Origin of the sequence: Micromonospora sp. AKA38 (assembly GCF_027925725.1) — a bacterium.
GTDB lineage: Bacteria > Actinomycetota > Actinomycetes > Mycobacteriales > Micromonosporaceae > Micromonospora.
Genome location: NZ_BNEI01000005.1, coordinates 2,178,021 through 2,193,486 on the forward strand (window position 1 = coordinate 2,178,021; position 15,466 = coordinate 2,193,486).

Below are 15,466 nucleotides of genomic sequence, written 5' to 3' on the forward strand. Positions count from 1 at the left end.
CCGGTCCGCTCAGGCCGGCCGGTTCCGCCGCACCAGACCCTGGACCAGTTCCCGGCGCAGCGTGGCGCGCAGCGTCCGCACCTCGGGGGCGTCCAGTTCGCCGCACCTGTCGAGCGCCCGCCGACGCAGCCGGCCGGCGTCGTCGCCCAGGTCCGGGTTCGCGTCGGCCAGGACCGCGAGCGCGTGCAGCGTCTGCGCCTCCCACCACGGGCAGGACAGCGCCGCGTACAGGGCCAACGCCGCCCGCAGCGCGTCGGCCGCCGCCTTCGCCCCGCCCAACGCCTGAAGCGCGAGCCCGTACCGGTGCACGGCGTTGGCCTCGCTGAACGTCGCGCCGCACCGCTGGAACACCCGGCGGGCACGGTCGTACTGGTCGGCGGCGTCCCGCCACCGACCCATCCCGGCCAGGTCCGCCCCCAGGCTCATCATCGCGCCGGCCCGGGCCACCGCCGCGCCGGTACGGCTGAGGCCGTTGCCCCGGCCGTAGAACGCCAGCACCTCGCGGTGCACCCCGGCCGCCTCGGCGAACCGGCCGAGCGCGGCCAGCGCGGCGCCCTGCACGCTCGCCGCGCTGTACTCGCCGAGCGCGTACCCGATCTCGCGGAACAGGCCCACCGCCCGGTGGCTGTGGTCGATGGCCGACCCGCCGTCCCCGGTCCGGACCTGGATCGCGGCGAGGTAGGTGAGCGCCCACGCCTCCTCGCGGCGGTCCCCGATCCGCCGGGCCAGGTCCAGCGCCCGGCCGAAGGCGGCCAGCCCGTCGGTGTTGCGGTCCCGGCAGAAGTAGCGGGCCCACCCCAGGAAGTTCAGGAGCACGGCCTCGTCGTGCGGACTGCCGGCGGCCTGGGCCGCGGCCAGGCCCAGCGAGAAGATCTCGTCCCAGGAGTGCCGGTGGCTGTTGGCGTCGGAATACCAGTGCAGCGCCCGGGCGACCGCGACCACGTCGGCGTGCCGACCGCGCCGGGACGCGTCGCGCAGCGCCGCCAGCCAGTTGCCGGACTCCCGGTCCAGCCAGTACGCCGCCGCCCGGTCGTCGTCGAACTCGGAGTCGGCCCGGCAGGCGACCGGTTCGAACATCGCACCGGCCTGCCGGGTACGCCACAGCAGCCAGTCGACCATCCGGTCGTGCGCCCTGGTCCGGGAGACCCGGTGCTCCTCGGCGTCGAGGCGCTCGGAGGCGTAGAGCCGAACCAGGTCGTGGAACTGGTAACGGTCCCCCACGGTCAGGAGCACCCCGGCCTCGACCAGCTCCTCCAATGCCGCGGACGCGGTCTCCTCGTCGGTGCCGGCCACGGCGGCGACCAGCGCGGCGGCGAAGTCGGCGCCGGGAATCAGCGAGGCGCGTCGGAACACCCGTGCGGTCATCGGGTCCAGTTGCCGGTAGGAGACCTCGAACGCGGACCGGACGTCCAGGTCACCGGCGGTCAGCACGGTCAGCCGCCGGCGCTGGTCGTGGAGCAGATCGACGAGCCGGCCGACCGTCCACTCCGGTCGGCTGGCGAGGCGGTTGCCGGCGATCCGGAGGGCCAGCGGCAGCCGGCCGCAGAGCTTGACGAGTTGATCGGCGGCGGCCGGCTCGGCGGCTATCCGGTCGGCGCCGACGATCGCCGTGAGCAGCAGTCGACCGGCCACCGGCGAGAGCAGGTCGAGCGGCTGCCGGACCGCGCCGGCCAGACCGGTCAGCGGACGCCGGCAGGTGACCAGCACGAGACACCGGTGCCCGGCCGGCAGCAGCGGACGCACCTGGGCCTCGTCCGCGGCGTCGTCCAGGACCAGCAGCAGCGGCCGGTCCCGCGAGAGCGTGCGGAACAGCCCACCCCGTTCGGCCGGGGACACCGGTACCCGGCTGTCCGGCACCCCGAGCGACCGCAGCAACCCGGCCAGCGCCTCGGCCGGGTCGACCGGTCCGGCCGGTGGGCCACCCCGCAGGTCGACGAAGAGCTGCCCGCCGGCGAAGGCCGGACCGAGTCGTTGACCGGCCGCGACGGCGAGGCTGGTCTTGCCGATCCCCGGCGGGCCGTGCACCACCACCACCGAGGCGGTGTCCGGTCGCCCGGCGGCGACGTCGGCGGCCAGCGTCGCGAGCCGGTCCAGGATCTCCGCGCGGCCGGCCAGGTCCGGCAGGGGCGCCGGGAGTTCCCCGGGCACGGCCACCGCCGGGTGGTCGTCCGGCCCGACCGGACGGTCGGACGACTGCCGCTCGGCCCGGGCCAGGGCGACGAAGCGGTCGCGGTCCGCCCCGGCCAGCCGCAGCGCGTCGGCGAGCAGCACCACCGTGCGCCGTTGCGGGTTGCGGACCCGACCGCGTTCCATCTCGCGGATGCCGCGGACGCTGGAGCCGGCCGCCTCGGCCAGCTCCTCCTGGGTCAGCCCTCGCTCCAGACGGAACGCCCTGAGCACCGCCCCGAACCGGTCACGCTGCACCTGACTTGTCGGCATGTTCCCCCCACCACCCGACGCCCCACAGTGACGTAACGCGGATCGATGATCCCACGACGGTGACCCTCCGCAGGGCACTGTGGACGGACTGTGATCATTGCCATGTCGGACGGCGCACCATCCGTAGCACGTCCTAGGAAACTGGTTCACCTGCCGGCCGATCGGCCGCAGCGCATCAGTCGGCGGGTCGTCGTAGGCTCGGCAGATCGCCACCGCTGCGGGGCGTGATCGCCGTCCGTGCCCTTCGGACCAGGGAGATCCGGATGCACCTGCCCCTCGACACCCCACCGTCGAGCGCGCCGAAGACCGCCGTCCTCTGGGGTGTCTCCTTCGACGGCACGCCGATGTCCGGAATCGTGGTCGAGTTCGTCAAGCTCGCCGACGTGTTCCGCCAACGCGGCCACCGCGTGCTGCTGGACATCGGGTACGACATCAAGGAGGACAAGAACCGCTTCTTCGATCCCTACACCGACGAGGCCCGATGCCTGCCGTCCTGGATCGAGCTGACCCGGGTGGACGGGCTCGCCGACGTCGCCGGCTACGACCCGGCGTTCGTCCGCGACACGCTGCACGCGGTACGCCACGGCGACCCCCTGCCGTCCCGTACCGACGCGGTCAGCGACGCGATCGCCGACCGGATCGTCGCCACCTGGCGTCGCCACTCGGTGACGGCCGTGCTGGTGGAGAACGGCACGCTGCCGGAGAACGTCGCGTACACCCGGGCGCTCTACCGCGCCATCGAACGGTACGGCCGGGAGACGGGCCTGGGCACCTACGTGCTGTGGCGTGACCACGACCTGATGTGGACCAGTGAGCCGGCCACCGGGAAGTACGGCGTTCCGCCCTACCCGCACGCGGTGCGCCCGGTCGACTCGCCGCACATCCGCTACCTCGCCCTGCACGAGCAGGCCCGCCGACGCACCCTGGACTGGTCACCCGGGCTGCGGGACATCCGCGTGCTGCACAACTCGTTCCGGTTCGAGCCGGCGGAGCCGGCCCTGGTCGACGGCCGGTTCCGGGCGTACCACGGGATCCCCGACGACGCGGCCCTGATCGCGCGCTTCACCCGGCTGGTGCCGCAGAAGCGGATCGACCGTGACATCGACCTGCTCGCCCGGCTGATCCGGTGGTTCGCCGACCGAGGGGTCGACCGGCCGGTCCACCTGTTCGTCGCCGGCGATCCCACCGAACACCCGGCCACCGCCGCGGCGCTGCGGGCGTACGCCGAACACCGGCAGGTCGCCCACCGGGTGGTCTTCGGTGGCCGGCTGGCGCCCCGTGACGTGCCCCCCGGCCCGGAACGCGGCCACACGGTGGCGGACCTGCTCGCGCAGGCCGACCTGACGTCGTTCCTGACCTCGTACGACTACGAGAGCTACGGGAACCCGATCGGCGAGTCGATCGCCTCCGGGGTGCCCTACCTGACCACCCGCTACGAGATGTACGACGCCGTGTACGGCAGCAAGGGGCTGCACGCCCCGGTGCTCGACGTGACCCCCACCGATGAGGCGCCGATCACCGACGCCTTCGTCGCCGAGGTCGCCGAACTGCTCACCAATCCGGTCCTGCACCGCCGGGTGGCGGCCTTCAACCACACCCGCGGCAAGCGCTACTTCGCCGCCAACCGGGCCACGGAGCTGGTGGACGAGCTGCTCGGCGCCGCACCGCCGCCCGCCCGCCGGCCCGGGCCGGCGGCCCCCGAGGTGTACGGCCGGGCCGGGCGGGCCGCCGTGCCCGCCCTGACGGCGGAAACCCGGATGACAGTCGTCCTGCCGGTGCTCAACGAGGCGGCCAACCTCGCCGCGGTGCTCGGATCGCTGGCCGGCCAACGCGGGCCGGACGGCCCCCTCGACCGGGCGCTGTTCGACGTGCTGCTGGTCGACAACAACTCGACCGACGACACCGTGGCCCGGGCCCGCCGACTGGCCGCCGCCCATCCGGGGTTGCGCGTGCACGTCATCGGGGAGTCCGCGCAGGGCGTGTCGTGCGCCCGGAAGGCCGGCATGGACCTCGCCGCCGAGCGGGCCCGCCGGCGCGACGCCACCGACACCGACCTGCCCCCGTTCTACCTCGTCTCGGCGGACGCCGACTGCCGCGTCGACAGGTACTGGTTGTCGGCGCTGCTGACGGCGATGGACGGCGGCAAGGCCGCGATCGGGGTCTGCGACTACCACTACGACCCGGAGCACTTCACCGACCGGCCGTTGCTCTGGGACGCGATCGACCGGACGCTGCGGTGCCGGGCGGTGACGTTCGGCCTGTTCGGCGGCTTCCCCGACGGCAAGGGATTCGCGGTGGAACGGCAGGCCTACGAGCGGGTGGGTGGCATCGAGCTGTCCTACCAGGTCAAGGACGGCCGGTTCGTCAACCACCTCTCCGACGACTGGGACTTCGGCATCCTGGTCCGGGCCAGCGGCGACGACATCACGTACGTGCCCCGGTCCCGGGTGGAGATCAACCCTCGCCGGGTCGACCACGCGATCGACGAGGTGATCGCCGGACGGGCGTACGGCGCCGGCGGCATCATCACCATGCGCGACATCCGCCCGGACGCCGACCACTCCCCGGTCGTCGACCTCACCGAGGACGAGGCGGTCCAGGCCTGGGAGTTCTCGATCAAGGACTTCGTGCCGAAGAACATGATCCTTCCGGTGTTGCTGACCCCGGCCCTGCTCCACGAGCGCGCGGTGATCGAGTTCTTCACGCCCGCGCTGGCGGACCGGCTGGCGCGCCGCGTCGCCGAGATCAGGGCCGAGAGCCGGTTGATCGACTTCGTCCCCATCCACTCCTACAAGTCGCCCAGCTTCCGGCTCTACTTCGAGTTCGCGGCGGAGTTGTTCGCCCGGCTCCGCGCCACGGTCGGGCCGGACATCGGATATCCGCCGCCGCTGCCGGACTGCCTTCAGGAGATCCGGGAGGAGGGCGATCCCGCGCGGTTCCGCGACTTCGTCCGCCACTACTGCGAGGACCGCGAATCCGGCGCGGCACACGACTACTTCGGCAACGGAGGAGTGTTCTGATGAGCGACGCCTACGAGGACGCGCTGGCCTCGCTGTCCCACCTCGACCCCGGCCATCCGCGGCCCGCCGTCGTGGACGTGCTCGCCGCACCGGAGAACCGCCGGCTGCTCGAGTACGTCGCCCTCGATCCGTTCGGGTCGCACGTCTTCCCCGGCGACATCCCGGACGCCCCCGTGGACTCCTTCCTCGACGACCTGAACGCGCAACTGGCGAACACCCGGCCCATCCACCTGTGGTCCTACATCCCGACGTGCAGTTACCGGTGCCGGTTCTGCCAGTACCCGGTGGTGCTGGTGAAGGGCGACCCGACGGTCACCCGGGCCAAGGTGGACCGGTGGGTCGACCTCAACATCCGGGAGGCCCAGCTCTGGCTCGACCGGGTGCCGAACCTCCGCGACGCCCCGATCGGCGAGTTCAACGTCTTCGGCGGCACCCCGTCCCTGATGTCGCTCGACGCGGTGGCCCGGCTGCTCGACTTCTACCGCGGCAACTTCGCCTTCACCCCGGACACCGCCATCCGGTTCGAGGGCGACCCGACCACCTTCACCGAGCCGCTGTTGGAGTTCCTGCTGGAGCAGGGCTGCCGCAAGCTGTCCTGCGGGGTGCAGTCGTTCGACGACCCGGTGCTGCGGCTGTCCGGGCGGGAGCACGAGGCCGTCGAGTGCCGGGCGTTCCTGGCGAACACCCGCCGGCTCGGCTTCGACTGGGTGACCGTCGACCTGATGTACGGACTGCTCGACCAGACCGTCGACAGCGTGCGGCGTGACCTCGACACCGTTCGGGAGTACGAGGTGCCCGGCCTGGTCTGCACCAAGCTGCACCTGCGCTCGTACGCCGACACCCGCACCGGTGTCGCCGGTGACCGGCCCGCCGCCTGGCAGTTCGCCGGCTACCGGGACCGGCTCGCCGCCGCCGGCCACCACTGGCCCACGCTCGGCGAGCAGTACCAGATGCGCGACGTGCTGGCCGGCGGGTTGACCGCGGCGGGCTACCGGGAGCACCCGACCATGTACTTCCACCGGGCCGGGCACGCCCCGGAGATGTGGAAGGCCATCATGGTGGACCAGGACCGGCAGGACGCCGAGGTCGCCATCGGCCTGGGCGGCAGCTCCAGTTGCCGACGCTCCGAGGCGATGACCGAGGTCAACGAGCGGCGTTACGTCGAGGCGGTGGAGGCCGGTGTGCTGCCGCTGGCCTCGGCCACCCGGTTCGGCCCCCTGGCCACCGAGTCCCGGTCGATCAAGATGGCCCTGTCGACGCTGCAACCGCTGCGGGACGACCTGCACCGGGAACGGTTCGAGGGCCGGTCCCTGTTCGACGAGCCGTGGGGCGGCGCCTTCGCCGCCCTTCAGCGCCGCGGCCTGCTCACCACGGACCGCGACGCCGGCTCCGTCACGCTGACGTCCACCGGCGAGGTCCTGGTGGAAGCCATCATGCACACCGAGTTCGGGTAGCGCCTCACTGATCCGCGCCTCGACGGCGGAGCCCGACGTGCGACTGGACCAGGTACGTCACGCCGGCCAGGAGGGAGAGCACGCCGGAGAGGACGACGGCCCCCCGGTATCGGCCGGCGGACATCAGGGTCCCGTAGGCGAGGGAGGCCGCGGCGCTGCCGGTGAAGATGCCCATCCGCTGCACCCCGTTGACGAACGCGCGGGTGCCCTGCGCGGCCCGGCTGTTGGCGAGGTTGTCGAGGACCGGCATCTGGGCGTAGTGCGCCCCCTGGCGCAGCAGGTACCAGAGCACGAAGAGGCTGGCCGTGCCGGCGGTGGCGCTCAGGATCTGCAGGAACAGCGCCGCGATCATGGCGAAGCCGGCCACCCGGAGGGCGCCGCCGCGCTTCATCAGGGGAAACAGGACGAAGATGCCCAGGACGCTGGCCAGGCGGTCCGCGACCAGGAGCCAGCCCAGCGACTCGGTGGCCAGGTGCAGGTAGTTGACGGCCACCAGGTTGATGAAGCGAATGGCGAGAACACCGGCGCCGCCGACGAGGACGGCGAGGACGAACAGGCCGGCGAGGTGACCGGCGTTGGCGCGCAGGGCCGGCAGCACCGGGGGGCGGGGCTCGCCGGGCACGACGGCCGGCGCGGCGTCGCGGCGCCACATCGCGATGCGGGCCACGCCGATCAGCACCGCCAGGACGGCGGAACACAGCAGGTCGAAGCGGTACCAGCCAGCGGTCTCCGCGCCGACGCGGGCGAGCAGCACGCCGGCCACGTTGCCGACCGCGGAGGCGGTCAGGAAGGCGACGAAGCCGGTACGGAACAGCGCGAAGCGTTCCTGCTCGTCGTGGATGGCCGAGGCGAGCACGGCGTTGACGCTGACCAGCATCAGGGCGGAGCAGACGCTGTTGAGGCCGAACAGCAGCAGGTGGGCGGAGAGGCTGTCGACGAACGGGATCGCCAGCATCGTGCCGGCGAAACCGAAGCTGCTGAGCAGCATCATCGGTTCCAGGCCGAGCCGGTCGGTGAAGGCGCTGAGCGGCAGCACGATCACCGCCATCACGGTGAAGCCGACCGAGAAGACCTGCCCGGCGCCGGCCGGCGGGATTCCCACCTGCCCCAGGAACAGGGCGTAGTACATGTCGAACAGACTGGTCGCCAGGCCGAAGAAGACCTGGCTGAGCACGAAGCCGGTGCGGACCCGCCGCAGGTGGTGCTCGCGGCGGGTCACGGAACCGGTGTCCGGAAGCAGGGTCACCGAGCAAAGTCTCCCGTCAGCGGGGTGCGCGCCGGGTGCGACGCGCCGAGCTCTCGCCCGGCCTTGGACACCAGGATGCCGTCGAGGTAGAGGTGGTCGAGTTCGGTGCGGACGAAGGTGCAGAGCGCGTGCAGCGGTGTCTCGACGATCGGCTCCCCGGCGTCGTTGTACGACGTGTTCAGCACGATCGGCACCCCGGTCAGCTCGTGGAAGGCGGAGATCACCGCGTGGTAGGCCGGATTGTCGTGCGCCGAGACCGTCTGCAGGCGGGCGGTGCCGTCGACGTGTGTGATGCTGGGGACGCTCTCCCGGCGGGCCGCGACGACCTGCGGGACGAGCAGCATGAAGTTGCTGTCGCCGGTGAAGTCGAACCACTCCCCCGCGTGCTCGGCGAGCGCGGACGGGGCGTACGGGCGGAACGGCTCCCGGTGCTTGACCACGTTGTTCAGGTAGTCGCGCATCGCGGGGTGCCGGGGGTCCGCCAGCATGCTGCGGTTGCCCAGCGCGCGCGGGCCGATCTCGGAACCGCCGTTGAACCACCCCACGACCCGGTGCGCGGCGAGCAGTTCGGCGACGTCACGGGGGCCGGCCTCCCGCGAGGTCAGCTCGACCCCGGTGTGGTCGGCGACCCTGCGCACCGCGTCCAGCACCTCGTCCCGGGAGTACGCCCGGCCGAACGACGCCGTCCGCATCACCGAGGGACGCCGGTTGCCGAGCAGCTCGACGCTGCCGTAGAGGGCCGCGCCGATCGCGACGCCCGAGTCGCCGGCCGCCGGCGGGATGAAGAGGTCACGGAACGGCGACTCGGTGCGTACCCGCTCGTTGGCGACCGAGTTGAGCATGACGCCACCGGCCATGCAGAGGTTGTCCGAGCCGGTCAGCTCGTGCGCCACGCCGGCGAGGTGCAGCATCGCCCGCTCCAGCTCGGCCTGCACGTGGTGGGCGACGTCCTCCGCGAACGGCGACTGCCAGCGCAGCGGGTCGGCCGGGTCGTAGTCGGCGCCCTCCTCGGCGAGCAGCCGTTGCCAGATGTCCTCGAGATCCTTCTGGGCGGAGCGGATGTCGAACCCGTCCAGCGTCAGCCAGTGCCCCCAGTCGGGACGCGGCCGACCGTAGGGCGCCAGCCCCATGGTCTTGCCCGCCTCGGGGTAGCCTCCGCAGCCGAACACCCCGAAGTCGGGGGTGCCGTACCGGGTGACGAAGCCCAGCCGGGCGGTGAAGAAGTCGTAGAACAGGCCGAGGCTCAGGTCGGAGTAGTCGGCCGGGTAGCGGCAGGCGGTCACCGGCGCCAACCGGTCGCCGTCGCCCCGGAAGAGGGTGTGCTTCTCGATGGTGCCGTCCGGGAACCGGGCGCCGGCCTGGTCCACGACGAGCACGGCCGCCTCGTCGTACCCGGACGGGTGGTAGGCGACGGCGGCGTGGGCGCGGTGGTGGCCGGGCAGCGGCAGCGCGCGGACCTTGCTCTTGTCCTTGATGGGCAGCTCGCGCAGGATGCGGTGGACGGCGCCGTCGCCGAGGGGTCGGTTACCGACCACGAGGTCCACGTCGTCGATCCCGGCGCCGACCGCGTCGAGGCAGTAGGCGATCGCCTTCATCGGCAGGGTCTTGGTGATGCGTTCGAAGTGGCCCTGCACGAGGAAGCCCTCGGAGTGCTTGATGCGGTCCAGGCGCTCCTCCTCGACGGCGACGGCGATCTCGCCGTCGCGAACCAGGCAGGCGGAGCGGTCGTGACTGAGGTTCAGACCGAGCACGAGAGACATCGGACTCCATTTCCTGTGTCGGAGCGGTGCGGGCTGGTCAGGGCGTCGGGCGGCAGCGGTCCATCGCTTCGGCGAGGCCGTCGAGGATGCGGACCGCGTCGTCGCGCAGCGTCAGCGGGTCGGTGGTCCGCAGGAAGAGCAGGCCGGCATAGCCCAGCACGCCGGTGTTCGGGTGGTAGCGGGGCATCGGGCTGCCCGGCTCCTGGGACTGGCCGCGCACCAGCTCGACGCTGGTGGCGGGCGACACGAGCGACGACCAGTCGACCCGGTCGGGGTCGAACGGCGGCAGGACGGGCCAGGGCTTGCCCGCCGAGTCGGACGCGATGACCGAGAGGGAGGCGGCGGCGCAGGTGGCGTCCGAGGGCAGGAGCAGCCGCCCCGGCAGCTCGGGCCGGTCGCCGAGCGCGGCGGCGTGCTGGAGCGCGACGAGGTCGACGCCGTAGACCTCGAGCAGCTCCCGGGTGACCGCCGCACCGCCGGCGCGGGCCGCCGACTCCAGCAACCGCACCGTGCCGTCGGCCATCAGTTTGAACTCGGTGTGGGTGGCGCAGGTGTCCAGGTCCAGCGCGTCGACGGCGCGGCGGGCGACGTCCGCGATGCGCTGTTGCAGCTCCGGCGCCAGCACGCACGGCGCCTGGTTGCTCAGCTCCACGTACACCGGGATCGTGGGCAGCCGCGCGGTGATCGCCAGTGGGTGGTAGGTGCCGCCGGTCACCAGCCCTTCGACGCTGAGGTAGTCGCCGAAGCCGGGCTCGGTGTACCAGCCGTCCGTGCTCGACTCGATGACCTCCTCGGCCAGGAATTGGGGTCCGCTGGAGCTGCCGTGCTCGTACATGCCCGATCTCCTCGCGGCGTCGACGGCCGCCGCGAGTTCCCGCCACACCGGTTCGACGTCGTCGCCCGGCTGGATCGTGGCCTGCCCGATCGAGCCGGCGCCCAGCACCGACTTGACGATCACCGGGCCGGCCAGCTCGGCGCAGGCCGCGGTCAGGTCGTCGAGCGAGTCGACCGGGCGGAACGCCGGGTTCGGCACCCCGGCCGCCGCCCAGGCGCGGCGCATGAGCAGCTTGTTGCGGGAGGTCGCCGCGCCCGGACCGGGCCCGGGCAGGCCGAGCCGCCGGCAGGCCGCCGCGGTGGGCACCACGCAGTACTCGGAGAAGGTGAGCACGGCGTCGGCGCGTACGGCCGTGGCGTGCGCGACGATCTCGTCGGCCAGCGGGGCGTCCGGCCGGGCGTGGTGGAGCCGGCGGCACAACCGGAACAGGAGTTCGCGTTGCCAGGGCTGGGGCTCGCCGACCAGCAGCACGTCGACGATGGCCCGGCTGGTCAGCCTCGGCAGCAGGTACTCCAGCGCCGGGCCGCCCTTGCCGTACACCAGCAGGGTCACTGGTTGCATGCGTCATCGCTCCTGTTCGCGGGGGCCGACCGGGAGAAGCCGGTCGGCGTCTGCCAGAGATGGGTACGCAGGGACGTCCGCATGGCCCGCAGTTGTCCGTCGATGGTGTGCAGGTCCTCGCGGCTGGGGCGCCGCGGCGCCGGCCCGAGCAGGGGCAGCAGCACCTCCACCGCTTCCAGCAGGCACAGCACCGCGTCCCGCTCGGCGGTGACCGGCCCGGCGTGCACCGCCACCGTCAGGCGGCTCAGGTGCCCCAGCAGGTCTGCAGGACCGCCGTCGCGCTGTCCAGTTTCATCCGGGCCTGCTGCCACACCAGGCTCCGCGGCGACTCGAGGACGGCCGCGGCCACCTCCTCCCCTCGGTGCGCCGGCAGGTCGTGCAGGAACACCGCCTGCGGCCAGCGGTTCAGGAAGGCCTCGTCGATGTGGAAGGGCCGGAAGGTCTGGCGCCACAGCGGGTCCTCCTTGACGGTTCCGGTGGTCTGCCACCGTGTGGTGTACACGCAGTCGGCGACGTCCGGCAGGTCGTCTCGTTCGTGGGTCTGGCGCACGCGGGCGCCGGCCACGGCGTCCTTTGCCGCCGCGGCCAGGGTCGCGGCGTCGAGGCCGTAGCCCGGCGGGGTGTAGAGGGTCAGCTCGGCGCCCGGGATCCGGGCCAGCGCGTGCGCCAGCGCGGAGGCGGTGTTGTTGCCCTCGCCGACGTACACCACCCGGATGCCGTCCAGCGGGCCGAGGTGCCGTCGCAGCGTGGCCAGGTCGCACACCGCCTGGGTGGGGTGCTCCTCCCGGGCCATCGCGTTGATCAGCGGCAGGTTCCCGGCGTCGCGCATCCGGGCCAGCTCGGCGACGCTGCGGGTGCTGCGGATCACCACCCCGTCGAGCATCAGCCCGAGGATCCGCGCGGTGTCCTCGGCGGACTCGCCGGTGTTGGTCTGGAGGCTCTCCGGCCCGTAGGGCAGCACCTGCGCGCCGAGTCGGAGCGCCGCCACGCTGAACGCGGTGCGGGTCCGGGTCGAGGTGCGTTCGAAGAGCGTCGCCACCACCGCGCCGGTCAGGCTCGGCGGCACCGCGGCCGGGTCGTCGGCGACCCGGACGGCGGCGTCGACCAGGTCGGTGAGCTGCGCGGCGGTGAGGTCACGCAGGGAGATCAGGCTGCCCCGACGGCCGGTCATCCGAGGTCCACCGTCGACCCGAGACCGGTGCGGACGGCGTGGCGACGCACCGCCTCGATCAGGGCGACGTCGAGCACGCCCATCCCGAAGGGGTTCACCACGGTGAAGGAATCCGTGCGGACGAGCCGGTGCCGGCCGGTGACCAGGCCGCCGATCGTGCCGTCGATCGCCCGGCCGGTGGCCGAACCGGGGCGGGTGACCCGACCCTGCGCCATCAGCGCGCCGAGCGGACGCCGGGGATTCTCCGCGACCAGGTCGACGTCGTCGACGTAGAGGGCGCCGGCGGCGAGCAGCGCCTCGACGGTCAGGTCGGCCAGCGACACGTTGACCACCAGGGCGCCGGCGGGTATCCACGCGGGCGGCAGGTAGCCCGCGTCGGCGGTGGTCGTGGCGATCGTCACCTGGCTGGCCGCGACGGCGGTGGCCGCCTCGGCGGTGACGCGTACGTCCAGCTCGGGGCGGAGCCGGCGCAGGCGTTGCGCGAGGCCGTGGGCCGAGGCGCCGACGTGGTCGTGGAGGGTGACCCGGGACAGTCGCGGGAGGGTCTCCAGGAGAAGGGCCGCGTGGGTGCCGCCCTGCGCGCCGCAGCCGAGCACGGTCAGGCTCTCCGCGTCCGCGTGTCCGGTGAGGTCCACGGCGAGGGCGGAGACGGCAGCGGTGCGTACGGCGCTGACGATCCCGACCTCCACGACGGCCATTATCCGGGCGGTCTCCGGGTCGAAGCAGAGTCCCACGCCGCCGGCGCGTTCCAGTCCGGCCTCCGGATTGGAGACGCTGGCGTTGATGATCTTCATGCCGTAGGCGCCCGGCACCGCGCCGGGCATCCCGATGGACCGGGTGTACGCGCCGCGGCTGTTGTCCCAGCGCAGGTACGCCTCGCCGGGCAGCACGCACCGTCCCGCGTCGTGGTCGGCGAGGGTACGCCGGACCAGCGCCACCACGTCCAGCGCGTCGAGGCAGCGCAGGACGTCGGCGCGGGACAGCACCGCGACACTGCCCGGCCCGCGGAGCCCGGGCAGCCCGGCCGTGAACCATCGGTCGACGGAGGTGGTCACAGGAGTCCCTCCTCGTGGAAGGCGTCGAGCCCCTCGGGCAGGTCGAGGACCCCGCAGGAGCGGAACAGTCGGACGGACTGGACGGCCTGGTCGCGCGTGGTCCGACGCACCGACTCCGGTGGGTAGACGTCGCGGACCACGTCCTCGACCTGCGTGGGGGTGAGCCCGGCCGCGGCGAGGTTGGCCCGGGCGGGCCGCAGGTCCGGCCGCAGGCTGTGGCCGATCAGCCGGGGCAGACAGCGTGCGGCCTCCCGGCGGGCGGCCGGGTCGAGCCCGGACCACACATCGCGGAACAGGTGCGAGAAGAAGACGTGGTGCCTCCCCTCGTCCCGGGCGTGGTCGCGAACCGTCTCGCGGACCAGCCCGACCACGTCCGGGTCGTTCGGCAGCTCCGCCAGCAGCGTCGTCACCAACGTCTCGAAGACGACGACCTGGAGCAGTTGCGGCAGCGTCCCACGGTGCGGCATCGCGCCGGAGGAGATGTCGTCGAGGCGGTTCAGGAACGGGGTGAAGTCGTACGGCAGCGCCTCGACCCGGCTCGCGGACTCCAACTGCCGCACCACGTCGAACGAGTAGAGCGCGTGGTACGCCTCGTCACAGTAGATCTTGAACGCGTCGAGGCGTACGTCCCGGCGCAACGGCGCGTCCACCCGGCCGTTCGCGAGCATCTCCGCGGCCCGGTTGACCACCCTCGTCTCGAAGTGGGCGGTGAACGCGAAGTAGTGGTAGGCGTGTCGGGCCACCAGCGCGGTCCGGGCCCCGTCGGCCAGGCCGTCGAGCAGTTCGTGGTCGAGGTAGGGGATCAACCTGGCCGGGAAGAGCACCCTGCCGCCGTCCATCTCGTCGGCCAGCACCCGGCGCGGATCCACCCGCACGCCCGCCCGGTCGAACCAGTCCCGCAGCGGATCGGCGTTCATGCGGTGCTCCATTCCACCGGACCGCGGACGACAGCCGGCGGATCCGTCCCGAACCCGTGCGCCGCCCGCCAGTGCGGGGAGTACACCGTGTCCAGGTAGTTGCCGGCGCCGTCGGCGCAGACGCAGACGACGTCGGTCAGCCGGTCCCGCTCGATCAGCCGCAGGGCCGCCGCGACCAGCGCGCCCGAGCTGGCGCCCACTCCGATGCCGGTCTGCTCCAACAGCCAGACAGCGGCGGCGACCGCCTCGGCGGGACGGACCCGTTCGACCGGCCCGTCGGCCGCCGAGACGAAGCCGGAGCACTTGCTGGAGCCGATCCCGGACAACAGTCGCGGACCGTCGGTGTGCCCCACCGCGTGCGAGCCCGGCACGTCGACCCCGACGACCGTCCACTTCGTGGCGCGAGCGGCGTAGCTGCGCAGGCCGGACAGCGTGCCGCCGGTGGAGACGGCGGCCAGGACGACGGTGTCGGCGGGAACCTGCCGGGCCAGCTCCGGCGCGGTGCCCCACTCGTGCGCGGCCGGGTTGGCGGGATTCTCGTACTGGTTGGTCCAGCTCAGGGTGGGTCGCTCGGCGAGCATCCGGTCGACCAACGCGAGGCGGCTGAGCAGGTAGCCGCCCCGACCGTCCTCGTCGGTGGCCACCACCACCGAGGCGCCGAAGCGCCGCATCTCGCGTACCGCGTAGGCCGGGGTGCGCGGGTCCACGACCGCCGTGAACGGCACGTGCGCGGCGGACGACAGCGCGGCCAGGGCCACCCCGAGGTTGCCCGACGTGGACTCGATGATGCCGCTGACCGGGTCGACCCGGCCGGCCACGGAACCGAACAGGGCGACGGCGGTGCGGTCCTTGATCGATCCGCACGGGTTGAACGATTCGAGTTTGAGCCGCAGCGTCCCCTCCCGGCCGCCGGCCGTGACCGGCACGGAGACCACGGGGGTGTCGCCCACCAGGAGCGGGATCAGTCCGGCCCGTGGGGTCGGGACGGCGAGGTCGGGACCGGTCATC

Annotated in this window: 11 protein-coding genes; 2 read left to right on the top strand and 9 right to left on the bottom strand. The window is 72.9% G+C overall.

The genetic code is table 11. The annotated features are described in order from the left end of the window. Positions 1-9 precede the first annotated feature (9 nt). Positions 10-2,439, bottom strand: a complete 2,430-nt coding sequence (locus TPA0908_RS26580) for an ATP-binding protein (RefSeq protein ID WP_281942411.1) — start codon at positions 2,437-2,439, stop codon at positions 10-12. Between the two features lie 263 nt (positions 2,440-2,702). On the opposite strand from TPA0908_RS26580, the gene TPA0908_RS26585 reads away from it, so the two are divergent. Continuing rightward, on the top strand, positions 2,703-5,459 hold the full coding sequence (locus TPA0908_RS26585; protein ID WP_281942413.1) for a glycosyltransferase: 2,757 nt from the start codon (positions 2,703-2,705) through the stop codon (positions 5,457-5,459). Next, positions 5,459-6,913, top strand: a complete 1,455-nt coding sequence (locus TPA0908_RS26590; protein ID WP_281942415.1) for a radical SAM protein — start codon at positions 5,459-5,461, stop codon at positions 6,911-6,913. The genes TPA0908_RS26585 and TPA0908_RS26590 overlap by 1 nt, the downstream gene beginning before the upstream one ends. A 4-nt stretch (positions 6,914-6,917) precedes the next feature. On the opposite strand, the gene TPA0908_RS26595 is transcribed toward TPA0908_RS26590, so the two are convergent. From TPA0908_RS26595 to TPA0908_RS26630, 8 genes are read right to left on the bottom strand one after another with little or no spacing between them, the layout of a single operon-like run. Next, positions 6,918-8,159 (bottom strand): MFS transporter, encoded by a 1,242-nt coding sequence (locus TPA0908_RS26595; RefSeq protein ID WP_281942417.1) that lies wholly within the window; start codon positions 8,157-8,159, stop codon positions 6,918-6,920. Then, positions 8,156-9,919: a carbamoyltransferase family protein gene (locus TPA0908_RS26600; RefSeq protein ID WP_281942419.1), complete on the bottom strand. Its 1,764-nt coding sequence runs from the start codon at positions 9,917-9,919 to the stop codon at positions 8,156-8,158. Before TPA0908_RS26600 ends, TPA0908_RS26595 begins: the two co-directional genes overlap by 4 nt. 37 nt (positions 9,920-9,956) lie before the next feature. Beyond that, entirely contained in the window at positions 9,957-11,315 is a 1,359-nt protein-coding gene (locus TPA0908_RS26605; protein WP_281942422.1) for an ATP-grasp domain-containing protein, read from the bottom strand. Beyond that, the gene (locus TPA0908_RS26610) at positions 11,303-11,548 is read right to left on the bottom strand and encodes a hypothetical protein (RefSeq protein ID WP_107155089.1); all 246 of its coding nucleotides are present in this window, start codon (positions 11,546-11,548) and stop codon (positions 11,303-11,305) included. The genes TPA0908_RS26605 and TPA0908_RS26610 overlap by 13 nt, the downstream gene beginning before the upstream one ends. A gap of 11 nt (positions 11,549-11,559) precedes the next feature. Continuing rightward, positions 11,560-12,486: an ornithine carbamoyltransferase gene (locus tag TPA0908_RS26615; protein ID WP_281942423.1), complete on the bottom strand. Its 927-nt coding sequence runs from the start codon at positions 12,484-12,486 to the stop codon at positions 11,560-11,562. Continuing rightward, positions 12,483-13,541 carry an ornithine cyclodeaminase gene (locus TPA0908_RS26620; protein ID WP_281942425.1) on the bottom strand — a complete coding sequence of 353 codons (1,059 nt, stop codon included), beginning with the start codon at positions 13,539-13,541 and terminating at the stop codon, positions 12,483-12,485. Before TPA0908_RS26620 ends, TPA0908_RS26615 begins: the two co-directional genes overlap by 4 nt. Beyond that, positions 13,538-14,458, bottom strand: a complete 921-nt coding sequence (locus TPA0908_RS26625; protein WP_281942427.1) for a diiron oxygenase — start codon at positions 14,456-14,458, stop codon at positions 13,538-13,540. Before TPA0908_RS26625 ends, TPA0908_RS26620 begins: the two co-directional genes overlap by 4 nt. Continuing rightward, on the bottom strand, positions 14,455-15,465 hold the full coding sequence (locus TPA0908_RS26630; protein ID WP_281942429.1) for a pyridoxal-phosphate dependent enzyme: 1,011 nt from the start codon (positions 15,463-15,465) through the stop codon (positions 14,455-14,457). The genes TPA0908_RS26625 and TPA0908_RS26630 overlap by 4 nt, the downstream gene beginning before the upstream one ends. Between the last annotated feature and the right edge of the window lies 1 nt (position 15,466).